Here is a 25,964-nt window from a genome sequence, read left to right as displayed (position 1 = left end):
TCATATTCCGCCACGCTACGGGAATCCCGCACTTCCGCTTGCCGTATCTACGGAATTTCCGTATGATTCCTTATGACGAACAGGTTCGATCCCGCAAAGGACGCCGTCAACCGGGAGAAGCACGGGCTATCTCTTGGCTTTGGCGATGACCTCTTCGAGGACGAAAATCACCTGATCCTTCCATCCCTTCGTCCGCAAGACGGCGAAGAACGGTTCAAGGTGATCGGCTGTGTCGAAGAGAAACTGTTTACCGGTGTTTTTGTCTGGCGGGACGATCTGCCCCGCTTCATTTCGGTGAGAAGGAGCAACAAGAGTGAAGAAAGAGCCTATCATTCTTCCTTCTGATCCGGCCGATCCGGAGGACTTTGACGTGACGGCCGAGGCCATGGACCGCGGTCAGCGCGCCCGACTGATCCGCAGGACCAGAACCGCACTTGGCCTGTCGCAGACCGAATTCGCCGATCGTTTCCGCGTGCCGGTCGGGACCTTGCGCGACTGGGAACAGGCCCGCGCAACCGCCCCGGATTTCGCCGTCGCCTATGTGCGGGTGATCGGGCAGCATCCTGACCTCGTGGCAAAGGCGGTCGCATAGGCCGCCCTCGTCTCAATGCTTCCGTTCGAGGATGGAGACATAGTTCGCGACGGCCGCCCCGCCCATGTTGAACAGGCCGCCGAGCGTGACGCCGGGCACCTGGATACCACCCGCCTCGCCGGCAAGCTGCATGGCTGTCAGAACATGCATGGAAACACCCGTCGCGCCGATCGGGTGCCCCTTGGATTTCAGGCCACCGGAAGGGTTTATGGGCAGGCGGCCATCCCTGGCCGTTTCGCCCGAGAGGGCCAGACGGCCGCCCTCGCCCCGCTTGGCAAGACCCATCGCCTCGTATTCGATCAGCTCGGCGACGGTGAAGCAGTCATGCGTTTCGACGAAGGAGAGATCGTCGAGCGTGGCCCCGGCCTGCGCGAGCGCCTGCCGCCAGGCTTCCGCGCAGCCATCGAATTTCAGGATGTCGCGCTTCGACATCGGCAGGAAATCCTGCACATGCGCAGCGGCGCGGAAACCAATGGCTCGCGGCGCGCTGGCGGCGGCATCCGAAGAGGCCAGCACGAGGGCGGCGGCTCCGTCGGAGACCAATGAGCAATCGGTGCGCTTCAGCGGACCGGCAACGAAGGGGTTCTTCTCGCTTTCGGTGCGGCAGAAATCGAAACCGAGATCCTTCTGCATCTGCGCATAGGGATTGGCGACACCGTTTTTATGGTTCTTGGCGGCGATGGCGGCCAGCGCATCGGACTGGTCGCCGTGGCGCTGGAAATAGGCGGACGCAATACGGCCGAAAACGCCGGCAAAACCGGCCGGCGTGTCGCCGTCTTCCGGCAGATAGGAGGCCTTGAGCAGGTTCGCACCGATCTCGGCGGCTGGTGTTTTCGCCATCTGCTCGACGCCGACGACCAGCACATGGCGGGCCGCACCGGCGCGGATGGCACGAATGCCCTGATGCACGGCGGCCGAGCCCGTGGCACAGGCATTTTCCACCCGCGTCGCCGGCTTGAAGCGCAACGCGTTGTCCGCCTGCAAGACGAGGCTTGCAGTAAAATCCTGCTGTGAAAAACCAGCGTTGAAATGGCCGAGCACGATCTCGTCGATATCGCCGGCCGACAGCCCCGCATGGGCGATCGCCTCGCGCGCGACCGTCACGATCAGGCTCTCGACCGTCTCGCCTTCAAGCTTGCCAAAGCGCGTATGCGCCCAGCCGATGACCGAAACGTCCATGAACAATCCTCCCGCCGACATGATGGGCCGATGGCGGCGAGAGGTAAAGGGCGCTGCCTATTTGCGCAGCGCGAGGCCGAAGCCAATGAGCGCCCAGCCCTGCATGGCAAGATCGAAGGCGAGGAAAAGGCCGAGCAGCCACAGGCTGTTGACCGGCCAGCCAAGCAGGAAGACGAGGCCGGCGAGTACGGTCACGATACCGCCCGCCATCAGCCAGCCCCAGCCCTTGTCCGGCCGTACGCGCCACGCGGCAAAGATGCGGAAGATGCCGGCGACGAGCAGTGCCGCGGCCATCAGCAGGGTCAGAACGGCGGAGGTCAGAACCGGATTGACGAAGGCGAGCACGCCGGCCGCCAGATAGAGCAGCGCGCTCAGCGCCCAGGCGATCGTCTCCCGCCAGGCCTTGACCTGGAAGGCATGGGCGAGATGCACTGCCCCGCCGACGATCATCAGCACGCCGACATAATAGACCGAGGCGACCGTCGCGATGAAGAGATTGGCTGCCGCGATGCCGCCGAAAAGGAGTAGGACGGCGCCGAGGGCGACGAACCAGCCCCATTTGGCACGGACGTCGGAGAGTGGGTTCATTCCGGGAGAGAGAACCATGACGCACCTCGAAAATTGAATGAAAACAAAGCCAGCCTAACACGAAATAACGCACCTTTGCGACATCTGATTGAACTCTCTCCAACGCTGAAGATTTTTATTGATTGATCGATCAATTAAAAATACGCTTGATAAAAATCAGGGGAATGACATGCCGAAGGTTGGGATGGAGCCGGTGCGCCGCAAGGCGCTGGTGGACGCGACGCTGAGAGCGGTCGGCGACCACGGCTCGCTGACCGTGACCATGTCGGAAATCGCTCGCCATGCGGGCGTATCCCCCGCCCTTGCCCATCACTATTTCGGCTCCAAGGAACAGCTCGTCATCGAGACGATCCGCAGCCTGCTGCGCCAGTTGCGGGCAGATGCCGTGGCCGCACTCCGGGAGGCAGCAACGCCGCGGGAGCGGCTTTCGGCTGTTATCCGCGTCAATTTCCAGGCGCACCAGTTCGCGCCCGAGACGGTGGCGGCCTGGCTTGCCTTCTATTCCGAGGCACAGCGCTCCGAGGCGGTACGCCGCTTGCTCGTCGTCTATGCGCGGCGGCTGAATTCCAGCCTGGTCTCCAGCCTCAAGCAGCTCTGCCCGGCCGAGGACGCAGCGCAAATCGCCGATGGCGCCGCCGCCATGATCGACGGGCTCTATCTGCGGCAGGGGCTGCGTTCGGCTCCGGTCAGCATCGCCACCTCGATCGCGCTGACCGAGAGTTACGTGGATGCACAGCTTGCCGCTGTCGCGAGTACTGCTTCACCCGACGCGGGCCGGCGAGCGCCCGTCACAGAGAAACGCTAAATCTGATTTTTCATTTTCCAAGGACCTGTCCGTGACCGCCAGCAAGCCGAATATCCTGATCATCATGGTCGACCAGCTCAACGGGACGTTTTTCCCCGACGGGCCGGCGGACTGGCTGCATGCGCCGCATATGAAGGCGCTCGCCGCCCGCTCGGCGCGCTTCCGCAACAACTACACGTCCTCGCCGCTCTGCGCGCCGGCCCGCGCCTCCTTCATGGCCGGCCAGCTGCCGAGCCGCACGCGGGTCTATGACAATGCGGCGGAATATGTCTCCTCCATCCCGACCTTCGCGCACCACCTGCGCCGCGCCGGCTATTACACGGCGCTGTCGGGGAAGATGCATTTCGTCGGGCCGGACCAGCTGCATGGCTTCGAGGAGCGGCTGACCACCGACATCTACCCGGCCGATTTCGGCTGGACGCCGGATTATCGCAAGCCGGGCGAGCGCATCGACTGGTGGTATCACAATATGGGCTCGGTGACGGGCGCGGGTGTCGCCGAGATCACCAACCAGATGGAATATGACGACGAGGTCGCCTTCCTCGCCAACCAGAAGCTCTACCAGCTCTCGCGCGACAATGACGACGAGTACCGCCGCCCCTGGTGCGTGACCGTCTCCTTCACCCACCCGCACGATCCCTATGTCGCGCGCAAGAAGTTCTGGGATCTCTACGAAGACTGCGAGCACCTCTTGCCCGACGTCGGCATGCTGGACGAGCAGGATCCGCATTCCGCGCGCATCCTGCATTCCTGCGACTATGCCAAGTTCGCCATCAACGGCGAGCATGTGCGCCGCTCGCGCCAGGCCTATTTCGCCAATATCTCCTATCTCGACGAGAAAGTCGGCGAGCTTGTCGACACGCTGACGCGCACGCGCATGCTGGATGACACGCTGATCTTCTTCTGCTCCGACCACGGCGACATGCTCGGCGAGCGCGGCCTGTGGTTCAAGATGAATTTTTTCGAAGGGTCCGCCCGCGTGCCTTTGATGATCGCCGGTCCCGGCGTGACACCCGGCCTGCACCTCGCCCCCTCCTCCAATCTCGATGTGACGCCGACGCTCTGCGATCTCGCCGGCATTTCCATGGACGAGGTGATGCCCTGGACGGATGGCGAGAGCCTCGCGCCGATCATCAACGGCGCGGAGCGTATCTCGCCCGTGCTGATGGAATATGCGGCGGAAGCCTCCTACGCGCCGCTCGTCGGCATCCGCGAGGGCAAGTGGAAATACATTCACTGCGAACTCGACCCTGAGCAGCTCTACGACCTTGAGGCCGATCCGCACGAACTCAACAACCTTGCCACGTCGGAAGACACGGTCATCAAGGCGACGCTCGCCGCCTTCCGGCAGATGCGCGAGGCGCGCTGGGATATGGCCGAATTCGACGCCGCCGTGCGCGAAAGCCAGGCGCGGCGCTGGGTGGTCTACGAGGCGCTGCGCAACGGATCCTACTACCCGTGGGATCACCAGCCGCTGCAAAAGGCATCCGAACGCTACATGCGCAACCACATGAACCTCGACAATCTCGAGGAATCCAAACGCTATCCGCGGGGAGAATAAGATGAGAGCCCAACCCAAAGCCTCGCATTTCATCGACGGCGAATACGTCGAAGACACCGCCGGCACGCCCTTCGAGAGCCTCTACCCCGCCACCGGCGAGGTGATCGCGAAGCTCCATGCGGCAACGCCCGCCATCGTGGAAAAGGCGATCGCGTCCGCCAAGCGCGCCCAGAAGGAATGGGCGGCGATGAGCCCGACGGCGCGCGGCCGCATCCTCAAGCGCGCCGCCGAGATCATGCGCGAGAGGAACCGCGAGCTTTCCGAACTCGAAACGCTCGACACCGGCAAGCCGATCCAAGAGACGATCATCGCCGACCCGACCTCGGGTGCGGATGCCTTCGAATTCTTCGGCGGTATCGCGGCGGCCGGCCTCAACGGCGATTACATCCCGCTCGGCCAGGATTTCGCCTTCACCAAGCGCGTGCCGCTCGGTGTCTGCGTCGGCATCGGCGCCTGGAACTATCCGCAGCAGATCGCCTGCTGGAAGGGCGCGCCGGCGCTGGTCTGCGGCAATGCCATGGTCTTCAAGCCCTCGGAAAACACGCCGCTCGGCGCGCTGAAGATCGCCGAGATCCTCGTCGAGGCCGGCCTGCCGAAGGGCCTCTACAATGTCATCCAGGGCGACCGCACGACGGGGCCTCTGCTCGTCAACCACAAGGACGTCGCCAAGGTCTCGCTGACCGGCTCCGTGCCGACGGGCAAGAAGGTCGCCGGGGCTGCGGCTTCCGATCTCAAGCATGTCACGATGGAACTCGGCGGCAAGTCGCCGCTCATCGTCTTTGACGATGCCGATCTCGAAAGCGCCATCGGCGGCGCCATGCTCGGCAACTTCTATTCGACCGGCCAGGTCTGCTCGAACGGCACCCGCGTCTTCGTGCAGAAGGGCATCAAGGACAGGTTCCTGTCCCGCCTGAAGGAGCGCACCGAGAAGATCGTGATCGGCGATCCGCTGGACGAGGCGACCCAGCTCGGCCCGATGGTTTCCAAGGCGCAGCGCGACAAGGTCATGGAGTATATCGAAAAGGGCAAGGCGGAGGGCGCGACGCTGCTGACCGGCGGCGGCATTCCCAATGCCGTTTCGGCTGAGGGATATTACATCCAGCCGACCGTCTTCGCCGAGGTCACCGACGATATGACCATCGCGCGCGAAGAGATCTTCGGCCCGGTCATGTGCGTGCTCGATTTCGATAGCGAAGACGAAGTGATCGAACGCGGCAACGCGACCGAATTCGGCCTCTCCGGCGGTGTCTTCACCTCCGACATCACCCGCGCCCACCGCGTCGTCGACCAGCTGGAAGCCGGCACGCTGTGGATCAACACCTACAACCTCGCTCCCGTGGAAATCCCCTTCGGCGGCTCCAAGCAGTCCGGTTTCGGCCGCGAGAACTCGTTGGCCGCGCTGGAGCACTATTCGGAGCTGAAGACGGTCTACGTGTCGATGGGCAAGGTCGAGGCGCCGTATTGATTGTTAAACTTACGGTGAGTGGATCCGTGATGACTGAAGACTGCGGTGCGCATCTTCGAAAAATTACAAGGCATCTCCCGCACGGAGTTGCTTGCTCGCCTGTCATTTGCTGTCCTGAAATGTCAGGAGACCGTATATCGTGCGCATCGTCTTGAAAACAGCATCGCACATGGCAAGCGCAACGTACACGACAATGAAAACGCACACGGACAACCACAAAACAGCAAGAACCGCCGAGACTTTCGCCAAAAGAAAACCGACCCACACACAAAGAAAACCGACCGAGAGCAATCCCGCCACTCTGGCATCTCTCTTCAATTGCCAAACAAAACTACGGCGAAAATCACCCCATATTTCGATTTTGGGGCTCGGCGTGTTCTTCTTACGCACTGCCTCGGCTTCCAAGCGTGTTCGCTGGGCTGCGCTCAATTTCTGCAGCAGGTTTTCCTGGAAACTCTTACTCATCGCTCCGCACGCGCAACCTCAAAGATGAACTCGACAATAAAGGTTGTATCGTGCCTTCCGATTTTCAATCCAGACGCGCCACCCAGCATCGAAAACCTCAACCATGCCTAACAAAGCTTAAGCGGGCCACCACCATGCAGAACGCAGACTACATCATCATCGGCTCCGGCTCGGCCGGATCAGCCATTGCCTATCGTCTCTCGGAGGATGGCAAGCATAGGGTCATGGTGCTGGAATATGGCGGCTCGGATATTGGGCCGTTCATCCAGATGCCGGCGGCGCTTGCCTGGCCGATGAGCATGAAGCGCTATAACTGGGGCTATCTCTCCGAGCCCGAGCCGCATCTCAACAACCGGCGCATCACGGCACCGCGCGGCAAGGTGCTCGGCGGATCATCCTCCATCAACGGCCTCGTCTATGTGCGCGGCCATGCGGAGGACTTCAACCGCTGGGAAGAGCTTGGCGCGCGCGGCTGGGCCTATGCGGACGTGCTGCCCTACTACAAGCGGCTGGAGACGTCGCTGGGCGGCGAGGCTGGCTGGCGCGGCACCAACGGTCCGCTGCATGTGCGCCGCGGCCCCGTGACGAACCCGCTCTTCCACGCCTTCATCCAGGCGGGCCAGCAGGCCGGTTTCGAGACGACGGAGGATTACAACGGCTCCAAGCAAGAAGGTTTCGGCCTGATGGAGCAGACGATCTACAACGGCCGGCGCTGGTCGGCGGCGAACGCCTATCTGCGCCCCGCCATGAAGCGGCCGAACGTCTCGCTGGTCCGCTGCTTTGCGCGAAAAATCGTCATCGAGAACGGCCGGGCCGTCGGCGTCGAGATCGAGCGCGGCGGCAAGATCGAGGTGGTCAGGGCCAACAGGGAGGTCATCGTCTCGGCCTCCTCCTTCAACTCGCCGAAACTGCTGATGCTCTCCGGCATCGGCCCGGCGCAGCACCTCAAGGACATGGGCATCGAGGTAAAGGTCGACCGGCCGGGTGTCGGCGCCAACCTGCAGGACCATATGGAATTCTACTTCCAGCAGGTCTCCACCAAGCCGGTCTCGCTCTATTCCTGGCTGCCGTGGTTCTGGCAGGGCGTGGCGGGCGCGCAATGGCTGCTCTCCAAGGGCGGGCTTGGCGCCTCCAACCAGTTCGAGGCCTGCGCCTTCCTGCGCTCCGCGCCGGGGCTGAAGCAGCCGGATATCCAGTATCACTTCCTGCCCGTCGCCATTTCCTATGACGGCAAGGCGGCGGCGAAGAGCCACGGCTTCCAGGTGCATGTCGGCTACAACCTGTCGAAGTCGCGCGGCAACGTGACCCTGCGCTCCGCCGATCCGATGGCCGACCCGGTCATCAAGTTCAACTATATGAGCCACGAGGAAGACTGGATCAAATTCCGCCACTGCGTGCGCCTCACCCGCGAGATCTTCGGCCAGAAGGCTTTTGACGATTTCCGCGGGCCGGAAATCCAGCCGGGCGAGAAGGTGCAGACGGACGATCAGATCGATGCCTTCCTGCGCGAACATCTGGAAAGCGCCTATCACCCCTCCGGCACCTGCCGCATGGGTGCGGCAAGCGACCCGATGGCGGTGGTCGATCCGGAAACCCGTGTCATCGGCGTCGAGGGCCTGCGGGTCGCCGACAGTTCGATCTTCCCGCATGTGACCTATGGCAACCTCAACGCGCCATCGATCATGACCGGCGAGAAGGCGGCGGACCACATCCTTGGCAGGCAACCGCTCGCCCGTTCCAACCAGGAGCCGTGGGCCAATCCGCGCGCCGCCGTGAGCGACCGCTAAATATCTGGAACCATTGAGGATGGCGTGGGTTTAGCCCGGCATTGCCGGAGGAGCCCATGCCCGTCTACCACAAGGTTTCACAGCACGACATCAGCAAGGAAACCGACCTCGTCGTCACCATCATCGATGGCGTCGGCGGCCCGTGCGCCTTCATCACGGATCCCGCGCAGGCGCGCGATACCATTCCATTGCCCGTCGAGGAGGCGCTCGCCAGTGCCCGGCAGATGATCTCGGGCGATCTCAATCCCCGCAGGCTGGTCGTGGTCGATGCGCACGATCTCTGGGAGGAGCAGTGGGGCCGCCTCGTGCCCGCACGCATCGGCGGATAGCCGGCGTCAAAGCAAAAAGGCCGGGGATACCCCGGCCTTTCGTATGCTGGTCGTCTCAAGACTGCTTAGAGCAGGAAGTCGCGGGCATCGAGGTCCTTCAGCTGGAAGTCCTCGATGACGACGATGTCCGTCTTCGTGAAGTTGATGTGGACGTCATCGCCGACCTGCACGGCCTTGTCCAGGACCTTGTCGACCGAAGAGAAGTTGTAGGTGCGCAGATCGATGTCGTCGACATTGTTCTGGAAGTCGGTGATCGTGTCCTTGCCGTAGCCCTTAGCGAAGACGAAGTCGTCCGCACCCTTGCCGCCGGTCAGCGTGTCGTCGCCCTGCAAACCGCTCAAACGGTTGTTGCCGCTGTTGCCGACGAGCGTGTCGTTGAACTTGCTGCCGGTCAGGTTCTCGATCGAGGAGTAGGTGTCGCCCTTGGCTTCGCCGGTGTTGATGGACGACTTGGCGAGGCTTGCCGTTACGCCCTTTGCCGCGTTGGCGTAGACGGCCGTGTCGATGCCGGCGCCGCCCTTCAGCGTGTCGCCGCCCGTGCCGCCGTAGAGCTTGTCGTTGCCGGCGCCGCCGCTCAGCAGGTCATGGCCGGCATCGCCGTGAAGCGTGTCGTTGCCGTTGCCGCCGGACAGCGTATCGGCACCACCGGCGCCCTTCAGCGTGTCGTTGCCGTCGCCGCCGTAAATCTTGTCAGCCTTGGCAAAACCGCTGAACGAATCCGAGCCCGTGCTGCCCTTGAAGGTGACCGGCGAAGCGTTCAGAACCTTGAGCAGGCCGGCGGTGGCACCTTCCACGGTGGCCTTGCCGCCCATGAGAGCACTCAGGATCTCGCCGCCGAGCGCCTTGTCAGTCACGTTGAGGCCGGAGATCTTCACGTCGGAGACGAGCGTGAACTTGCTGGTGGTGGCATTGAGAGCGATCGAGTTGCCGAACTCGACGGTGTCGAGCGAGCCGCTGATCTTGTGCGTCATGAAGTCGTAGTTCCAGGCCGTCTTGCCCGACGTCAGCACGACGCCGTACTTCTTGGCATCGTTGGTCGAGTACTGCGTGCCGCTCATCGCCATCGGATTGGTGCTGTTGAAGCCGCCGTAACCCGAACGAACGAAGGTCGAGGCGTACTTCGCGAGATAGGCGTCGAAGTTGATGCCCTTGCCGTCTTTGTTGGCGTCGCTGACATTGATCGTGATAGCCATAGTGCCCAATCCTTCCCTGCGGGCCCCACGCCCGCTATAAACTTGAATACCAAACTCAGCTATTAAATCTGAATTTTTCTGTCAAGATTTTTTCGCGTGTTTTTTCGGGAAGTTTTCGATGCATCGGAAGCGTCAGGATTTCTGCGGCGAGCGCCGGATGGAGAGATATTTGCTCCTGCGCTGAAAGTTTGGAAATCCGTTTTGCTGTCTTCCGGGAGACGGGGCTGCGATAATCCGGCAACTTCTCGCAAAGGCATGGAATAGAATGACTGCTCTCACCGGAAACGGGACCGCGCAGGCCCTCAATGACAAGCTCGCTAATCTCGACCTCGCGACCCGTCTTTCGCTCGTGGCCGAGCTTGCGGGGCGCGCCGTCTTCACCACCAGCCTCGGCATCGAGGACCAGGTGATCACCGCCGCCATCGGCACGGAGCGCCTCGCCATCGACGTGGTGACGCTGGAGACTGGCCGGCTGTTCAAGGAGACCGTCGATCTCATCGACGAGACCGAGAGCCAGTACGGCATCACCATCACCCGCTACGTGCCGGCACAGGACGATATCGACGCCTATGCCGCGCAATACGGCCTCAACGGCTTCTACGAGAGCGTCGAAGCCCGTCACGCCTGTTGCGGCGTGCGCAAGCTGAAGCCGCTTGCGCGCGCACTCGAAGGGGCATCCTTCTGGATCACCGGTCTGCGCCGCGGCCAGTCCGGCAACCGTGCCGACACGCCGTTCGCGGAGTTCGACGCCGAGCGCAACCTGATCAAGATCAACCCGCTGGTGGATTGGGACATCGATCGCATCAAGGCCTACGTGGCCGACCATGCCGTGCCGATCAACCCGATGCATGCCCGCGGTTATCCCTCGATCGGTTGCGAGCCCTGTACGCGCGCCATCAAGCCGGGCGAGCCCGAACGGGCCGGCCGCTGGTGGTGGGAAAACGACGAGAAGCGCGAATGCGGTCTGCACGTTCCCGAAGCCACCCCCATCCCGGCCTCGAGCGCCGCCTGATCCAAACAAGCCCTCCCAAGGCGATCCACCCGGAGTTAAGAGTTTACATGTCCGATACCCGTCACGAAGCGGAAGCGAAGCAGAACGCACCGCACAAGCCGCCGCTCGATCCGCATCTGAAAGCGCTGGAAAACGAAGCGATCCACATCTTCCGTGAAGTGGCTGCCGAGTTCGAGCGTCCCGTCATGCTCTATTCCGTCGGCAAGGACAGTTCCGTCCTGCTGCATCTCGCGCGCAAGGCCTTCTATCCCGGCCGCGTCCCCTTCCCGCTGCTGCATGTCAACACGGGCTGGAAGTTCGCCGAAATGATCGCCTTCCGCGACAAGATGGTCGCTGACTACGATCTCGACCTGATCGAGCACAAGAACCCGCGCGGCGCGGCGGAAAACATCACGCCCTTCACGCACGGTTCGTCGCGCTATACCGACATCATGAAGACCGAGGCGCTGCGCCAGGCGCTCGACGCCGGCAAGTATGATGCGGCCTTCGGCGGCGCGCGCCGCGACGAAGAGGCCTCGCGTGCCAAGGAGCGCATCTACTCCTTCCGCACGCCGGACCACCGCTGGGACCCGCGCAACCAGCGCCCGGAACTGTGGAACGTCTATAACGGCATGATCCGCCAGGGCGAGAGCGTGCGCGCCTTCCCGCTGTCCAACTGGACCGAGGTCGATATCTGGCGCTACATCCAGGCGGAGGATATCCCGATCGTACCGCTCTATTTCGCGGAAAAGCGTCCCTATGTGGAACGCGACGGCATGATGATCCTTGCCGAGGACCCGCGTCTCGAATTGCTGCCCGGCGAGGTCAAGCAGGAGGGCGTCATCCGCTTCCGCACGCTCGGCTGCTTCCCGCTGACGGGCGCCATCCGCTCCAGCGCCACGACGCTCGACGACATCATCGCCGAGCTGGAGACGGCCACCGTCTCCGAACGCCAGGGCCGCGCGATCGACCGCGATCAGTCCGGCTCCATGGAAAAGAAGAAACGCGAAGGGTATTTCTGAGATGACCGTTTCCGCCACCGCAACCGCCGAGGTTTTCACTGTGGAAGAACCGGCTCTCGAAACGGCTAAGGCTATTCGTGACTCCCGCCCGCTTCGTCTCATCACCTGCGGCTCGGTCGACGACGGCAAGTCGACGCTGATCGGCCGCCTGCTCTGGGACACCAAGGCCGTCAAGGAAGACCAGGCCGCGACGCTGGAGCGCGACAGTTCCGGCAAGCAGAACGATCTCGGCCTACCTGATTTCGCCCTGCTGCTCGACGGTCTCCAGGCCGAGCGTGAACAGGGCATCACGATCGATGTCGCCTACCGCTATTTCTCGACGGACCGCCGCTCGTTCATCGTTGCCGATACGCCCGGCCACGAGCAATATACCCGCAACATGGCGACCGGCGCCTCGACGGCCGACCTCGCCGTGCTGCTCGTCGATGCGCGTGCCGGCATTCTTGAACAGACCCGCCGCCACGCCACGATCGCCTCGCTGATGGGCATCCGTCAGTTCGTGCTGGCCGTCAACAAGATCGACCTGACGAACTACGACCGTGCCCGCTTCGAGCAGATCACGCATGAATTCAGAGAGATCGCGCTGACGCTCGGCGTCAAGCAGATCACCGCCATCCCGATGTCGGCGCTGAAGGGCGAGAACGTCGTCTATGACGGCCGCGCCGCCATGCCCTGGTATGAAGGCCCGACGCTCGTCGAGACGCTGGAAAAGGCCACCACGCGTTCCAACCAGACGGTCGGTTTCCGCCTGCCGGTGCAGCGCGTCTCGCGCCCCGGTGAAAGCTTCCGCGGCTATCAGGGCACGGTTGCCGGCGGCTCGGTGAAGCCGGGCGACTCGGTCGTCATCCTGCCCTCGGGCATGGTCGCCAACGTCACCAAGATCGTCACCTTCGATCTCGTGCGCAACGCCGCCGTCGCCGGCGACGCCATCACGCTGGTGCTCGACCGTCAGGTGGACGTGTCGCGCGGTGACATGATCGTCGCCATCGACAGCCAGCCGATGACCGGCCGCGGCTTCGACGCCCAGCTCGTGGCGCTCCAGCCCGAGGGCATCGAGCCCGGCAAACGCTACTGGTTGAAGAGCGGCTCGCGCCGCCAGCGCGTCAGCGTCGATCCGATCAGCCAGCTCGACCTGAAGACCTCGAAATGGGCTTCGGCGGACAAGCTCGGCATGAACGCCATCGGCAAGGTGCATCTCACCTTCGACGAACAGGCGATCTTCGACACCTACGAGCAGAACCGCACGACCGGCGCCTTCATCCTGATCGACCCCGACACCAACAACACGGTGGCCGGCGGCATGATCTCGGGCCGCCGCTCGGAACTCGGCGGCATCCACAAGGACGACCAGCGCGTGCTGCTCTCGCTCCCGGCCGATCTCGCCGAAAAGATCATGGCGACCGAACTCTTCGCGGGCCGCCGCCAGGACGTGGACGTGCGCCACACCAGCGTCGGCCGCGCGGCGGAGATTCTTGCGGATCTCGACGAGTAGTGGCAGCTGGCCTGCCAGAAAAGACGGAAGGGGCCGAAAGGCCCCTTTTTCGTTCGCGGAGAACGAAGTGCTCTCCTATTCTCACCACCGTTGGGCTTGGTCCATCCACCCACGCCGCGGATGCCGCGTGGATCCTCGGCTCAAGGCCGAAGATGACGTCGTGGGGAGGAGGCGTTGCATACCATTGAAGATGAGGCTGAAGGTTCCTTGTGTACTCGGGCAAAGTGCTCTCGGGTAACGGACCGCAAACCCCTCCTACGTCATGGTCGGGCTTGACCCGACCATCCATGCCACGGTCGCCGCACAGTCCCTCAAGTGAGGCGCTTGCCAAGCCATTGAAAAAGGGGCCGAAAGGCCCCTTTTTGTTTGCCGTATGCTGCTCAGAAGAAGAAGTACCAGAGCAGCAGGACAACGAAGAGCGGAACGCCCATCAACCAGAGTATCAAAGCCCGAGCCATTGAAATTTCCTTTCCCTTTGTCTGTTGCAAAAGGAATGCGCCAAGGGCGAATTTGTTCCTTGAGCACGTCATGATAAAGGGCGCCGCAGCGCCCTTCGATCCTTGACGAAGCAACGTGCCGGGAGCTCTACCGCTCGCGGAAAGCCTTAGTGAAATAATCGGCGAGCGGCTTCACCAAATATTCGAGCGGCGACCGTTCGGCTGTCTGGATGAAGGTTTCCACCGGCATGCCGGGCATGACATGCTTGTCGGCGAGCTTGGCCATTTCGCCGGCATCCGGCTTGATCTCCGCCTTGTAGAAGGTGGCGCCCGTGCGCTGGTCGGACAGCACGTCGGCGGCGACCTTCGTCACGTGACCGAATATTTCAGGCGTCGAGCGGTGGTCGAAGGCGCCAAAACGGATATGGGCCATCTGGCCGACATGGACCTGGTCGATCTGGGTCGGCGAAATCTGCGTGGAAATGACGAGGTTCTGCTCCTGCGGAATGATGTAGAGCAGCGGATCCGCCGGCCGGATGACCGAGCGAAGCGCATGGACCTGCATGCCGAGCACGACGCCGGACATCGGCGCGGTGATATCCATGCGGCTCAGCGTCTCGTGCTTGGCGTTGCGGTTTTCCTTGAGTTCGGCGATCTTCGCCTCGATCTCGCGCAGCGCCGTCGTGGCTTCCTCACGCACCGTGGAGTGGATGTTGAGAATGGCGATCTCGATTTCGGCGACCCGGCCGGAATTCTCCGCGATATTGGAGCGCGCCTGGCTGATCGTGCCGCGAATTTCCGCCTCCTCGCGCTGGAGCGCCAGAACGCGGCTGGCATTCGTCAGCGACTGGGCAAGCAGCTTGTTCTGCGCATCCAGCTCCTTGCCGATCAGGCTCACCTGCGTTTGCAGCGCCTGGATGCGGCTCTCCAGACCTTCGTTCTGCTTGGCGATCTGCGCCTTCTTTTCCTGCAGCTGCGCGGCCTGCTTGTCGCGGGTTTCAGCGCGCGCCGCCATCAGCCGCTTCTGGCCGGTGACGATTTCGGCAGCCTCCGGATCGGTGGCGGCGGCTTTCAGAAGATCGGGATCGAAGGTGATCTCCGTCTTGTCGTCCTGCTCGGCCTGAAGCCGGGCGGCGGTGCCGAGCAGGCTGAACAGCTGACCTTCGATGACGGCGAGCTCGGAGCGGTCAAATGTGTCATCGAGACGCATCAGCACGTCGCCGACCTTGACCGTATCGCCTTCCTTGACGCGGATTTCTCCCACCACGCCGCCCGTCAGGTGCTGCACGACCTGGCGGTTGCTGGCGACCTCGATGATGCCGGCTGCGACGACCGCGCCGTTGATGCGTGTCAGCGCCGCCCAGGCCCCCATGCCGCCGAGCAGCACGAAAACCGTCGTATAGCCGGCAATCGCATAGCGACGACCGCTCCACACCTTGTCCCTGGAACCCGTTTCCCGAACCATTGACCTAGTCCTTACTTATTGCTGCCGCCGGTGCCGGTACCGGCCACGACCTGCGTATGGTTTCGCAGGTGCGCACGCAAAACGTCGTCGCGCGGGCCGAAGGCGAGGCGCTGGCCGTTTTCCATGATGAGAATGAGTTCGCATTCCTCGATCGCTGCCGGGCGGTGCGCCATGATGACGATGGACTTGCCTTCGGCCTTCATGTTGCGGATGGCAAGGTTGAGCGCCATCGAGCCCTCGGCATCGAGGTTGGAGTTCGGTTCGTCGAGCACCAGCAGCACCGGATCGCCATAAAGCGCGCGGGCAAGGCCGACACGCTGCTTCTGGCCGCCCGAAAGACGGCCGCCCATGGCCGGCAGCTTGGTGTCGTAACCATCGGGCAGGCGCAGGATCATGTCATGCGCGCCAGCCTTCTTGGCTGCTTCCACCACCTTCACCGGATCGGGATCGAGCGTCATGCGGGCGATGTTTTCGGCGATCGTTCCCTCGAAGAGCACGACGTCCTGAGGCAGGTAGCCGACATGGTCGGCCAGGCCGTCCGTGCCGTACTGCTCCAGCGCCGCACCGTCGAGACGCACCTTGCCGCCGGCGGGCGGCCAGATGCCGGTCAGCACGCGCGCCAGCGTCGACTTGCCGGACGCGCTCTGGCCGATGACGCCGAGCGCCTGGCCGGGGCGAAGCTCAAGGCTCAGCATGCGCACCGTGGCGACCTTTTCACCCGGCGGCACGACCGTGACCTGCTCGACGTCGAGGATGGCGCGCGGCTTCGGCAGCGCGGTGCGCGGGTCTTCTTCCGGCACGCGGGTCAGCAGCTCGGAAAGCTGGCGCCAGCCCTGCACCGCACGCTGGATCAGCGCCCAATGACCGATGGCGCCTTCGATCGGTGCCAACGCACGGCCGATGATGATGGAGCTTGCGATCATCGCGCCAGCGGTGATTTCGTTCTGCAGCACCAGATAGGCGCCGAGCGCCAGGATCGCCGACTGCAGGAAAACACGGAAGGTTTTCGAGGCGATCGAATAGAAACCGTTGCTGTCGGAATAATGGATGTTGGCTTCCAGCGCCTTGTCGCGCAACAGCTGCCAGCGGCCGGCAACGGCGCGGCGCATGCCGAGCGCGCGAACCGTGTCGCTCTCCTTCTGCAGCGTCTGCGTCATCTCGTCGGACTGGCGACCGGCGATCATCGCCCGTTCCTGGTCTTCCTTCGTGCCGTTCTGGTTGAGCCAGGTGAGCGCCACCAGGATGAGGCCGCCGACGACGCCGAGCAGGCCCATCCAAGGATGGAAGGTGAAGATGACGAAGATGAAGAGCGGCGTCCAGGGAATGTCGAACACCGTGAAGACGGCAGGCGATGACAGCACCTTCTGGATGGCGTCGAGGTCGCGCATGCCGGTGACCGTGGAGATGCCCTGCGCGTGCAGCGCCGTGCGGTCGAGCACGGCGTTGAAGACGCGCTTGTCGAAGCGGGCCTGGAAGCGGGCGCCGATACGCGCGGCGATGCGGCTGCGCAGGTGGTCGAGCACGCCCATGATGAGGTAGAGCCCGACGATGAGGCCGGTCAGCGCCACCAGCGTCGCCTCCGAGCGGGAGGCGAGCACCCGGTCGTAGATCTGCAGCATGAAGAGCGGTCCGGTCAGAACCAGCAGGTTCACGAAGAAGCTGAAAAGGCCGATGGCCAGAAAGCCCGCGGCGCTCGCCTTCAGCACGGCTCTGAGTTCGTCCACACCGGACTTGCCCGATGATCGCATGACACTATCTCTTTAAAGATCGACGCCGGATGTCCGGCCGGGATGGGCCGTTGTCCGAGCGGCGAAGGGCCCCTCGACCGCTCCGCCCTCATCGGCCGGATGCGGGGCCGAACGCACGTCTAGCGCGCGGCCTTGATGAAAGACGGTATAGTGCGCGATTTATTCGTAAAGCAACAGAATTTCGACCGGCGGCGCAGGAACATGATCGAACGCATCATGTTTATTCACGGCCCCGGTCGCCGTCATTTGCCTTGGCAACCTGGATTTTACCGAGAATGAACAATACGATGAAGCAGGCCGCCGTGGCAAAGACTGCGACGAACCAGTAGCCGAGCCCCACCGAGAGCCCGACGGCCCCCGCAAGCCACATGCCGGCGCCGGTGGTCAATCCCTGCACCTCGCCGCGCGAAAAAACGATCATGCCAGCGGCAAGAAAGGCCACGCCCGACGTGACCGCCTCGATGACACGCAGCGGATCGATGCGCACCTGCTCGTCGGAAAAGCCGGCCATGTGCACGCTTTCGATGGAGAGCAGCGCGAAGACGCAGGCCGCGAGCGCGACGAGAATATGCGTGCGCAGCCCCGCCGCCCGGTCACGATATTCCCGCTCCGCCCCGATAACGGCGCCAAGAAGAATGGCGCCCGTCATGCGCGCGAGCATGACGGGATAGGGGATTTCGGTCTTCCCGAAGAGATCGGCGGCTATCTGTTCCATGGCCTCCCAAACGGCAGAGCGGGAAAGCGGTTCCAGCGAAACAGAAAAATTTCCCGGCGCACCGGCACTTTCCCCAAGATCGCGAATTTTTTTGATATTTTGCGCTTGTCGAACCGAAAACCCTGTTCTATAGAGGCGCCGCTGGTCACGGAGTGTAGCGCAGTCTGGTAGCGCACCACGTTCGGGACGTGGGGGTCGAGTGTTCGAATCACTCCACTCCGACCAGCTGAAAAGCCTCCCGACGGGCCACTTTCCCGAAAAATTTTTTTAATCGGTATCCGGCGCAAGCCCCCCTTTTCGACACGCTCCCACTGTTGCAAATTCGCAAGATTTCCGGCGCTTCGACGGGGACAAACACAAAGTTCGTCGTGAGTGATTCCCCTTTCACGCCGGCTGCGCTATGGCGAATCAAGGCTCTCTTTCGAGTCGCCCTCCACACGGCCGCACGAAGTCCAAGGAAATGGCACATATGAACTCCCGCATTGCAATTCTGGCCGGCGTCGCGCTTGCACTCGCCGGATGCACCACCGCCACAATCGCGTCCAACCCGCTGCAGGCCCGCTGGAACGGCAAGACCGCCGGCAGCTTCTTTGCGGCCTATGGCCCGCCGCAGTCCGACACCGCGGGCTCGGGTGGTTCGACGCTCTACAAGTGGCGTGGCGGTTTTGCCAAGGGCAAGTCCTGCACGGTCGAGCTCACCGTGAGCGAGAGCTACAAGATCATCAACATCCGCGCCGTCGCCGATCGTCCCGATCCGAAGGGCGGCCCCTCGCACTGCGAAAAGGTTCTCGACGCCGCGAAGTAAGCCGGCGCGTCGATCGATCCTTGATGGCCGTGCGGAGACGCGCGGCCATTTCATTTGGAGACCCGAGATGGACGACGACCGCCTCTACCACGACCCCGATCTCGCCGATTTCTACGATCTGGAAAACGGCTGGGCGCGAGCGCCCGACTTCGACTATTGTCAGGCTCTCGCCGTGAATGCCGCAAGCGTGCTCGATCTCGGTTGCGGCACCGGCGAACTGGCGGCGGCGCTCGCGGAGGATCGTATCGTCGTCGGCGTCGACCCGGCCCCCGCCATGCTCGCCATCGCCCGGGCAAAACCCGGCATGGCGGAGTTCATAGAGGGCGACGCCCGTACGCTCCGACTCGGCCGCCGTTTCGATCTCGTGCTGCTCACCGGCCATGCCTTCCAGGTCTTTCTGACGCCGGAAGACCGCCGCGCCGCGCTCGCCACCATCGCCGCGCATCTTGCCCCCGGCGGCCGCTTCATCTTCGACAGCCGCAATCCCGCCTGCCGCGAATGGGAAGAGTGGGGACCGGACGAATCGCGACGCCTCGTCGAGCATCCGCGCTTCGGCACCGTCGCTGCCTGGAACGACGTCACCCACGATCCCGCCACCGGTATCGTGACCTATGGTACCCACTACGAAATTCAGGCCACCGGAAAACGCCTCTCGGCCGCATCGCGCATCGCCTTTCCGGAAAAGACGGAACTGGAGGGCCTGCTTGTCGAAGCGGGCCTGAGAGTGGAGCGCTGGCTGGGCGACTGGGAGGGCAATGCCTGGCACGAGGGAGCGAAGGAACTGATCCCCCTCGGCACCTTGGCCCGATCCACGGCGTAGCCGCCCGTCGTCACCCTTTCGGCCGCCCCCGTTGGCGGATCAGATAGCGCCGTGGACCGTCGACATAGAGATCAAGGTCGTTGCCGCATTCAGGGCAGAGCAACACGTTGGTCTCCCATGGCTTGTGGTGATTATAGTGAACCGTATAGGTGCTTTCGCACTGCCTGCATTCCATGGTCTCGGGCATCTCGCTCTCCCAGTGGTTGACCCGGGGAAGATGGGGAGAGTGCTGGAAAGCCGAAAGGGCGGCATGGTGCAAAACGATGAGGATCGCTGCATCACCGGAACTGTGGCTGGGGCGGGAGGATTCGAACCTCCGAATGCCGGTACCAAAAACCGGTGCCTTACCGCTTGGCGACGCCCCAACACGGCGGGAGCCTGATTAGCAAAGGGCGCGGGGGTGGACAATGGGTATTCTGTCTTCCGGCGATTTAATTCTCGCGGCCCCGCTGATTTCGTGTGCAGGACGGCTTGGTGCTTGGCAGGCGCGGCGGTGGCGGATAGGGTCGCGGCATCACCGTCTTTGGGCGGCCCGCGGCTGCCTTGCAGGCCGACGGGCCCGCCCTTCTCGCGAGGAGCCTTGATGTCCCAGTTTCGCGCCCGTCCGCCGGCCGTGCCCACCGTTCTGCTCGACGATGCCGTCGTGCGCGTCACGCGCTGGGATTTCGAGCCGGGAGCCGATACGGGCCATCACGTGCATGGGCTCGGCTATGTCGTCGTGCCGATGACCGATTGCGACTTCCTGATCGAGGAAGAGACGGGCGAGCGGCGCGTGCACACCAAGACGGGCGCCGTCTACCGGCGCGAGGCGGGCGTGGCGCACAATGTCGTCAATGGCGGCGACAAGCCGATGAGCTTTATCGAAATCGAATACAAGTGACGATCGTGTCCAGTGCTCCGCAAAACGAGGCTCCGTCCTTCGACCGTGACTTCAAGCCTGCCTATGGCGAGGCGGTGCCTGTCGCGCCGCGCGTCCAGCGCATCACGGTCAACAATCCGAGCCCCTTCACCTTTCATGGCACGAACAGCTACATCGTCGGCGACAAATCCGTGGCCGTCATCGATCCCGGCCCGGAGGACGAGGCGCATTTCGCTGCGCTGATGCGCGCGCTTGCCGGGCGCGAGGTGACGCATATCGCCGTCAGCCATACGCACCGCGACCACTCCCCCCTCGCCCGCCGATTGAAAGCCGAGACGGGCGCCATCATCGTCGCGGAAGGGCCGCACCGGGCGGCGCGGCCGTTACATGAGGACGAGAGCAATCCCTTTGCGGAGAGTTCAGACACGGATTTCGTGCCCGACATCGCGCTTGGCAACGGCGAGCGTTTGGCGGGCGACGGCTGGGCGCTGACGACGCTTTTGACGCCCGGCCACACCGCCAATCACGCAGCCTTCGCGCTTGACGGAGAAGACGGCATCGTTTTTTCCGCCGATCACGTCATGGCCTGGGCGACGACCATCGTCGCGCCGCCGGACGGCGCCATGGCGGACTACATGGCTTCGCTGGAACGGCTGCTGGAGAGAGACGACCGCCTCTATTTTCCCGGCCATGGTGGCCCGGTGCAGGAGCCGGCCTCCTTCCTGCGGGGGCTCCGGACCCACCGGCGCATGCGTGAACGCGCCGTGCGCGAACGCATTCGCGCGGGCGACCGGCTGATTTCAGACATGGTGAAGGCGATCTACCGCGACACCGACCCGCGCCTGCACGGCGCGGCGGCGCTTTCGGTGCTGGCGCATCTGGAGGATCTGCTGGCGCGCGGCGAGGTAGTGACCGAGGGGCCGGCCCTGCTGAAAGGCCTCTATTTCCCGGCACCGGGCGCCTAAGGCATTTCCAGACCACGCGCAGTGATCGCGCGTCCGGAAACGCGCTAATCTCCGGCAATGCCGAGCAGTTCGGCATCGAGCGCCTTCAAATAGCCCTCGACCAGCCCGGCGCCTATGCCGAGGTCGTGCGGTCCGTAGCGCGACGCGGCCCGCATGTCGACCAGCGTCGTCTCCGCTTCTTCGCGCAGGCGAATGACCACGTCGAAGCGGAAGCCGAAAAGAGGAGAGCGCCATTCGCCCTGCAGCAGCACGTCGCCCGAGCCGCCGATTGCAGGCGAGGTCGGGATGGCGCCCGGGCGGGTCTCGGGGATCGGCACCTCGCCGAGGTCTTCCTGGCTTCTGGCCACCTTGCTCGGATCGACGACGAGGTCTTCGAGATCCGCCAGGATATTGTCGAGGCCGGCCTCGCCGGTGATGGTGATGCCGTAGGCGGCGGCAACCTTGCGGGCGCCCTCGTAGACGCGGTCGAGCGCGCCCTCGTAGCGCCGGCCGGACAGGGCCGGATAGGCCTGGAGCTGCACCTCGCGGTCGCGCGCCGTCACGACACCGGCGCGGGGTAGCCAGTCCTGCCGGGCGGCGGGTTCGACAAGCCAGGGCGGCGGAGCGATCATATCCGTCGTGACATCGTAGAGCGGCGGCCGGTAGAAATAGGCATAGGCCGCGGCGCCCGAAATGCCGAGCGGCAGAAGCGAAAAGAGCAGCGCCGCCAGCGCCGCCTTGCCGCCCCGCGCACCGACCTGCCAGAGCCGGGCAAGGCCGAGCGCCGCCAGCAGCACGGCAAGCGCCGCCATTGCCGCGGCAAAGCCGGCAAGCACCAGGAAATGCGGCGTGGTCAGCGGACCAAAGCGATGCGACAGCACGACGGCGACAAACAGGACGCAGGAAAACAGCGCGAGCCGCCGCGCCCAGTGCGCCGCATGGGAAACGGGCCGTTCATACTGGATCGTGATCGCCATGGCCTTACCCGATGTCTCCGCGGCACCGCTGCCGCTCCCTTCCCTAACGCAGGACGACGGGTTTTTCCATCGGTGTCGTGGTGGACACCATCCCCCGGGTTTCTGGCCGAGCGACGCGAAAAACCTTGCGTGCCGTAAAATTGCCACGCTCGTTAACGAGTTTTCATAAACGGGGGTAATGGATCTTTGCCGCGCGCGCGAATGGTGGACAGCATCGCACGTTGCCGGAACAGCTTTAGGAGCAAGACGATGTTGCCGACGCAGACTGCCGCCGACACGCCTGTCGCCATCACGACCGGCGAACCCGCCCTTCCCCTGGAGCTTCTCGAACTCGAGTTGTCGCTCGACGGTTTCTCGGGAAACGAGGCCGGATTTGCCGAGGCCGTGCGCACCGCCGCCAGCCAGCTTGGCGGAGACTACCTCTTCGATCTCCCCGCTTCCGGGCTGGCGGACGACTGCCTGCGCATTGCCGCACTGCGCGTGCCGAAAGGCGACGAAGGTGCGCTGAGCGTGGTCTTCGCGCTGCTCGATGCCGAGGGATCCGGCATCCGTGTGGAAAATCCGGATGCGAAAACCGAGGGCCTGAAGCGCTTCGCCGACGCTTTCGTCGATGTGCTGCAACGCATATGAGGGCTTTCATCCTGACCGCGCGGTCCGGATCCGGCGGTCACATCCGTGGCGAACACAAATGCGCTGTACACTGTCGAGCGACTTGAGATAGTTCTGTCGCATAACAGTTTGCCGGAGTTCCCATGTCGAAGATCCTGATTCGCCTGGCCGCCCTTGCCGCGACCGCGCTTTTCCTCGCCGGTTGCCAGACGGCCGCAGAGGTGCGCGCCAATGACGAGAACAAGTGCCGCGCCTATGGCTTCCGCCCGAACACCGATGCCTTCGCTGAATGCCTGCAGCGCATCGATCTCGATCGCCGGGCCGATTTCCGTGCCACCCGCATGGAGCCGGTCATGTGGAGCCGGCCGGTCGTGATCTACGCGCGCCCGCGCCGCCATTGAAGGCCTGGCGTATCAGGCCTTGCCGTTGAAGGCGGCCTGTGCCGCCGCAAGACGGGCGATCGGCACGCGGAAGGGTGAGCACGACACGTAGTCCAGCCCCGCCTCCTCGCAGAAATGGATCGAGGCCGGGTCGCCGCCATGCTCGCCGCAGATGCCGAGCTTGAGATCGTTGCGGGTGCGCCGGCCGCGCTCGGCGGCGATGCGGATGAGTTCGCCCACGCCATCGAAATCGAGCTGTACGAACGGGTCCTGCTCGACGATGCCCTTCTGGATATAGGTCGACAGGAAGGCCGAGGCGTCGTCGCGCGAAATGCCGAAGGTCGTCTGCGTCAGGTCGTTGGTGCCGAAGGAGAAGAATTCGGCCGACTCGGCGATGACATGCGCGCGCAGTGCCGCGCGCGGCAGCTCGATCATCGTGCCGACGAGATAGTCTATCGCTACGCCGCTTTCGGCGATGACGGCCTTGGCGATGCCGTCGATGCGCGCCTTCACATAGTCCAGCTCCGCTTTGAGGCCGACGAGCGGCACCATGATCTCCGGCTCAACGGCGGCACCGGTGGTTTTTGCGGCTTCCGCGGCCGCCTCGAAAATGGCGCGCGCCTGCATTTCGGCGATCTCCGGATAGGAGATGGCCAGACGGCAGCCGCGATGGCCGAGCATCGGGTTGAATTCGTGCAGCGTATCCACCCGACGGCGCAGCACGGCCTCGTCGATGGAAAGGGCGTTCGCCACTTCGGCGATTTCCTCGTCGCTCTTCGGCAGGAATTCATGCAGCGGCGGATCGAGCAGACGGATCGTCACCGGCAGGCCATGCATGATCTCGAAGAGCTCGACGAAGTCCGAACGCTGCATGGGCAGGAGCTTGGCAAGCGAGGCCCGGCGACCGGCTTCATCCTCCGCGAGGATCATCTCGCGCATCACATTGATGCGGGTCCCCTCGAAGAACATGTGCTCGGTGCGACACAGGCCGATGCCTTCGGCACCGAAGGAGCGCGCGGCGCGCGCATCCGCCGGAGTTTCGGCATTGGTGCGCACCTTCATGCGGCGCGTGCGGTCGGCCCATTCCATGATGCGGCCGAAATCGCCCGACAATTCGGGCTGGAGCATGGGGATCTCGCCCTTCAGCACTTGGCCGGAGGAGCCGTCGATGGTGATGACGTCGCCCTTCTTCAGCGTGACGCCATGCGCGACCAGGAGCTCGTTGCGCAGATCGACGCGCAGCGTACCGGCGCCGGAAACGCAAGGGGTGCCCATGCCGCGCGCCACGACCGCCGCATGGCTGGTCATGCCGCCGCGGGTGGTCAAAATGCCTTCGGCGGCATGCATGCCGTGAATGTCTTCCGGGCTCGTCTCGATGCGCACGAGAATGACCTTGCGGCCCTCTTCCTGCGCCTGAACCGCATCTTCGGAGGTGAAGACGATGGCGCCGGTGGCCGCACCCGGCGACGCCGGCAGGCCGGATCCGATGACGTCGCGCCGCGCGCGCGGGTCTATGGTCGGATGCAGCAGCTGGTCGAGCGAGGCGGGGTCGATGCGCGCGACGGCCTCGCCCTCGCTGATCAGCCCTTCCGTCGCCATGTCGACGGCGATCCGCAACGCCGCCTTGGCGGTGCGCTTGCCGGAACGGGTCTGGAGCATCCAGAGCTTGCCGCGCTCGATGGTGAATTCGAGGTCCTGCATGTCGCGATAATGCCGCTCCAGCCGGTCGCAGATACCACGGAACTCCGCGAAGGCTTCCGGCATCAGCTTTTCCAGAGACGGGCGGTCGGAACCGGACGCGATGCGCGCCTCTTCGGTTATGTTCTGCGGTGTACGAATGCCGGCGACGACATCCTCGCCCTGCGCATTGACGAGGAACTCGCCGTAGAGCTTGTTTTCGCCCGTCGAGGGATTGCGCGTGAAGGCGACGCCGGTCGCCGAGGAATTGCCGAGATTGCCGAAGACCATGGCCTGGACATTGACGGCCGTGCCCCAGACGGCGGGGATATTGTGCAGCGTTCGGTAGGTGACGGCGCGCGCATTCATCCAGCTTGCGAACACCGCGCCGATGGCGCCCCAGAGCTGGACTTCCGGGTCCTGCGGGAACTCCTCGCCCAGTTCCTCGCGGATGACCTCCTTGTAGAGCGCAATGACATGCTGCCATTCAACCGCGGAGAGTTCGGTATCCTGCTCGTGACCGAGCCTGCCCTTCTCGTCTTCCAGAATCTCTTCGAAGACCTCGTGGTCGAGGCCCATGACGACATCGCCATACATCTGGATGAATCGGCGATAGCTGTCCCAGGCGAAGCGGGCGTCGCCCGCATCGTGGCCGAGCGCCTCGACGGTCCTGTCATTGAGGCCGAGATTGAGCACCGTGTCCATCATGCCCGGCATGGAAGCACGCGCGCCGGAACGGACGGACAGCAGGAGCGGCTTCGTCGTGTCGCCGAAGGTACGACCCGTGACCGCCTCCATCTGGCGAAGCGCGTCGCGAACCTGGTCCTTCAGTGCGGCCGGCAGGGTGCGGCCGCTGTCGTAGTAGTGATTGCAGGCGGCGGTGACGATGGTGAGGCCGGGCGGCACCGGCAGGCCGAGATTGCACATTTCGGCAAGGTTCGCGCCCTTGCCGCCCAGCAGGTTCTTGTCTGCAGCGCTGCCTTCGGCGCGACCATCCCCAAAGGTATAGACCCACTTCTCCATCGACGCCTCCCCAAATGCGTTTTCTCAATCTACAGG

Annotated in this window: 26 protein-coding genes and 2 tRNA genes; 18 read left to right on the top strand and 10 right to left on the bottom strand. The window is 63.7% G+C overall.

Going from position 1 to position 25,964, the window contains the following annotated elements; genetic code table 11:
• Window positions 1–72 precede the first annotated feature (72 nt).
• The gene (locus MUU55_RS08040) at window positions 73–345 is read left to right on the top strand and encodes a BrnT family toxin (RefSeq protein WP_244760252.1); all 273 of its coding nucleotides are present in this window, start codon (window positions 73–75) and stop codon (window positions 343–345) included.
• The gene (locus MUU55_RS08035) at window positions 314–592 is read left to right on the top strand and encodes a helix-turn-helix domain-containing protein (RefSeq protein WP_244760251.1); all 279 of its coding nucleotides are present in this window, start codon (window positions 314–316) and stop codon (window positions 590–592) included. The genes MUU55_RS08040 and MUU55_RS08035 overlap by 32 nt, the downstream gene beginning before the upstream one ends.
• Window positions 593–604: 12 nt before the next feature.
• Here the strand turns inward: MUU55_RS08035 and MUU55_RS08030 are convergent, their stop codons facing one another.
• Together MUU55_RS08030 and MUU55_RS08025 are read right to left on the bottom strand one after the other, a co-directional pair.
• Window positions 605–1,771, bottom strand: a complete 1,167-nt coding sequence (locus MUU55_RS08030) for an acetyl-CoA acetyltransferase (RefSeq protein ID WP_244760250.1) — start codon at window positions 1,769–1,771, stop codon at window positions 605–607.
• Between the two features lie 57 nt (window positions 1,772–1,828).
• Window positions 1,829–2,377: an HdeD family acid-resistance protein gene (locus MUU55_RS08025; protein WP_244760249.1), complete on the bottom strand. Its 549-nt coding sequence runs from the start codon at window positions 2,375–2,377 to the stop codon at window positions 1,829–1,831.
• A 151-nt stretch (window positions 2,378–2,528) separates the two neighbouring features.
• On the opposite strand from MUU55_RS08025, the gene betI reads away from it, so the two are divergent.
• The 6 genes from betI to MUU55_RS07995 are packed head-to-tail and all read left to right on the top strand — an operon-like array spanning window position 2,529 to window position 8,771.
• Window positions 2,529–3,164 carry a transcriptional regulator BetI gene (gene betI / locus MUU55_RS08020; protein ID WP_244760248.1) on the top strand — a complete coding sequence of 212 codons (636 nt, stop codon included), beginning with the start codon at window positions 2,529–2,531 and terminating at the stop codon, window positions 3,162–3,164.
• A gap of 31 nt (window positions 3,165–3,195) precedes the next feature.
• Entirely contained in the window at window positions 3,196–4,725 is a 1,530-nt protein-coding gene (gene betC, locus MUU55_RS08015) for a choline-sulfatase (protein ID WP_244760247.1), read from the top strand.
• Window position 4,726: 1 nt separating this feature from the next.
• The gene (betB, locus tag MUU55_RS08010) at window positions 4,727–6,190 is read left to right on the top strand and encodes a betaine-aldehyde dehydrogenase (RefSeq protein ID WP_244760246.1); all 1,464 of its coding nucleotides are present in this window, start codon (window positions 4,727–4,729) and stop codon (window positions 6,188–6,190) included.
• A gap of 45 nt (window positions 6,191–6,235) precedes the next feature.
• Entirely contained in the window at window positions 6,236–6,766 is a 531-nt protein-coding gene (locus MUU55_RS08005; protein WP_244760245.1) for a hypothetical protein, read from the top strand.
• A gap of 23 nt (window positions 6,767–6,789) precedes the next feature.
• Entirely contained in the window at window positions 6,790–8,442 is a 1,653-nt protein-coding gene (gene betA, locus MUU55_RS08000) for a choline dehydrogenase (RefSeq protein ID WP_244760244.1), read from the top strand.
• 56 nt (window positions 8,443–8,498) lie between these two features.
• The gene (locus tag MUU55_RS07995) at window positions 8,499–8,771 is read left to right on the top strand and encodes a hypothetical protein (protein WP_244760243.1); all 273 of its coding nucleotides are present in this window, start codon (window positions 8,499–8,501) and stop codon (window positions 8,769–8,771) included.
• Between the two features lie 65 nt (window positions 8,772–8,836).
• Here the strand turns inward: MUU55_RS07995 and MUU55_RS07990 are convergent, their stop codons facing one another.
• Window positions 8,837–9,964 (bottom strand): calcium-binding protein, encoded by a 1,128-nt coding sequence (locus MUU55_RS07990; protein WP_244760242.1) that lies wholly within the window; start codon window positions 9,962–9,964, stop codon window positions 8,837–8,839.
• A gap of 265 nt (window positions 9,965–10,229) precedes the next feature.
• Between MUU55_RS07990 and MUU55_RS07985 the strand changes: the two genes are divergently transcribed.
• From MUU55_RS07985 to cysN, 3 genes are read left to right on the top strand one after another with little or no spacing between them, the layout of a single operon-like run.
• A complete protein-coding gene (locus tag MUU55_RS07985) occupies window positions 10,230–10,976 on the top strand; it encodes a phosphoadenylyl-sulfate reductase (RefSeq protein ID WP_244760241.1) in 747 nt (248 codons plus the stop codon).
• 47 nt (window positions 10,977–11,023) lie between these two features.
• Window positions 11,024–11,977, top strand: coding sequence for a sulfate adenylyltransferase subunit CysD (cysD, locus tag MUU55_RS07980; protein WP_244760240.1), 954 nt, complete (start codon window positions 11,024–11,026; stop codon window positions 11,975–11,977).
• Between the two features lies 1 nt (window position 11,978).
• Window positions 11,979–13,469, top strand: coding sequence for a sulfate adenylyltransferase subunit CysN (gene cysN, locus MUU55_RS07975; protein WP_244760239.1), 1,491 nt, complete (start codon window positions 11,979–11,981; stop codon window positions 13,467–13,469).
• Between the two features lie 585 nt (window positions 13,470–14,054).
• Here cysN and MUU55_RS07970 read toward each other — a convergent pair.
• The 3 genes from MUU55_RS07970 to MUU55_RS07960 form a co-directional block, all read right to left on the bottom strand.
• Complete coding sequence (locus MUU55_RS07970; RefSeq protein WP_244760238.1) at window positions 14,055–15,371, bottom strand: HlyD family type I secretion periplasmic adaptor subunit; 1,317 nt, start codon at window positions 15,369–15,371, stop codon at window positions 14,055–14,057.
• An 11-nt stretch (window positions 15,372–15,382) separates the two neighbouring features.
• Window positions 15,383–17,119 (bottom strand): type I secretion system permease/ATPase, encoded by a 1,737-nt coding sequence (locus MUU55_RS07965; RefSeq protein WP_244760237.1) that lies wholly within the window; start codon window positions 17,117–17,119, stop codon window positions 15,383–15,385.
• Between the two features lie 220 nt (window positions 17,120–17,339).
• Window positions 17,340–17,834 (bottom strand): MgtC/SapB family protein, encoded by a 495-nt coding sequence (locus MUU55_RS07960; protein ID WP_244760236.1) that lies wholly within the window; start codon window positions 17,832–17,834, stop codon window positions 17,340–17,342.
• 148 nt (window positions 17,835–17,982) lie between these two features.
• Between MUU55_RS07960 and MUU55_RS07955 the strand changes: the two genes are divergently transcribed.
• From MUU55_RS07955 to MUU55_RS07945, 3 genes are all read left to right on the top strand, one after another.
• Window positions 17,983–18,059, top strand: a tRNA-Pro gene (locus tag MUU55_RS07955).
• Window positions 18,060–18,303: 244 nt separating this feature from the next.
• A complete protein-coding gene (locus MUU55_RS07950) occupies window positions 18,304–18,639 on the top strand; it encodes a hypothetical protein (RefSeq protein WP_244760235.1) in 336 nt (111 codons plus the stop codon).
• Window positions 18,640–18,706: 67 nt separating this feature from the next.
• Window positions 18,707–19,459, top strand: coding sequence for a class I SAM-dependent methyltransferase (locus MUU55_RS07945; protein ID WP_244760234.1), 753 nt, complete (start codon window positions 18,707–18,709; stop codon window positions 19,457–19,459).
• A 10-nt stretch (window positions 19,460–19,469) separates the two neighbouring features.
• Here the strand turns inward: MUU55_RS07945 and MUU55_RS07940 are convergent, their stop codons facing one another.
• A complete protein-coding gene (locus tag MUU55_RS07940; protein WP_244760233.1) occupies window positions 19,470–19,646 on the bottom strand; it encodes a hypothetical protein in 177 nt (58 codons plus the stop codon).
• Window positions 19,647–19,749: 103 nt separating this feature from the next.
• Window positions 19,750–19,824: transfer RNA gene (locus MUU55_RS07935), tRNA-Gln, on the bottom strand.
• A 218-nt stretch (window positions 19,825–20,042) separates the two neighbouring features.
• Between MUU55_RS07935 and MUU55_RS07930 the strand changes: the two genes are divergently transcribed.
• Entirely contained in the window at window positions 20,043–20,339 is a 297-nt protein-coding gene (locus MUU55_RS07930; RefSeq protein WP_119254548.1) for a cupin domain-containing protein, read from the top strand.
• 5 nt (window positions 20,340–20,344) lie between these two features.
• Complete coding sequence (locus MUU55_RS07925) at window positions 20,345–21,283, top strand: MBL fold metallo-hydrolase (protein WP_244760232.1); 939 nt, start codon at window positions 20,345–20,347, stop codon at window positions 21,281–21,283.
• A gap of 44 nt (window positions 21,284–21,327) precedes the next feature.
• Here the strand turns inward: MUU55_RS07925 and MUU55_RS07920 are convergent, their stop codons facing one another.
• On the bottom strand, window positions 21,328–22,233 hold the full coding sequence (locus tag MUU55_RS07920) for a DUF1499 domain-containing protein (protein WP_244760898.1): 906 nt from the start codon (window positions 22,231–22,233) through the stop codon (window positions 21,328–21,330).
• A gap of 255 nt (window positions 22,234–22,488) precedes the next feature.
• Between MUU55_RS07920 and MUU55_RS07915 the strand changes: the two genes are divergently transcribed.
• Window positions 22,489–22,869: a hypothetical protein gene (locus tag MUU55_RS07915; RefSeq protein WP_244760231.1), complete on the top strand. Its 381-nt coding sequence runs from the start codon at window positions 22,489–22,491 to the stop codon at window positions 22,867–22,869.
• Between the two features lie 122 nt (window positions 22,870–22,991).
• A complete protein-coding gene (locus tag MUU55_RS07910) occupies window positions 22,992–23,249 on the top strand; it encodes a hypothetical protein (protein ID WP_244760230.1) in 258 nt (85 codons plus the stop codon).
• A gap of 12 nt (window positions 23,250–23,261) precedes the next feature.
• Here MUU55_RS07910 and ppdK read toward each other — a convergent pair whose 3' ends face one another.
• Window positions 23,262–25,928 (bottom strand): pyruvate, phosphate dikinase, encoded by a 2,667-nt coding sequence (gene ppdK, locus MUU55_RS07905; protein WP_244760229.1) that lies wholly within the window; start codon window positions 25,926–25,928, stop codon window positions 23,262–23,264.
• Window positions 25,929–25,964 lie beyond the last annotated feature (36 nt).

This window comes from Shinella curvata, assembly GCF_022899935.1.
In the GTDB taxonomy this organism is placed as follows: Bacteria; Pseudomonadota; Alphaproteobacteria; order Rhizobiales; family Rhizobiaceae; genus Shinella; species Shinella curvata.
Note: the sequence above shows the minus strand (reverse complement) of the source record. Positions and strands in the feature narration are given on the sequence as shown.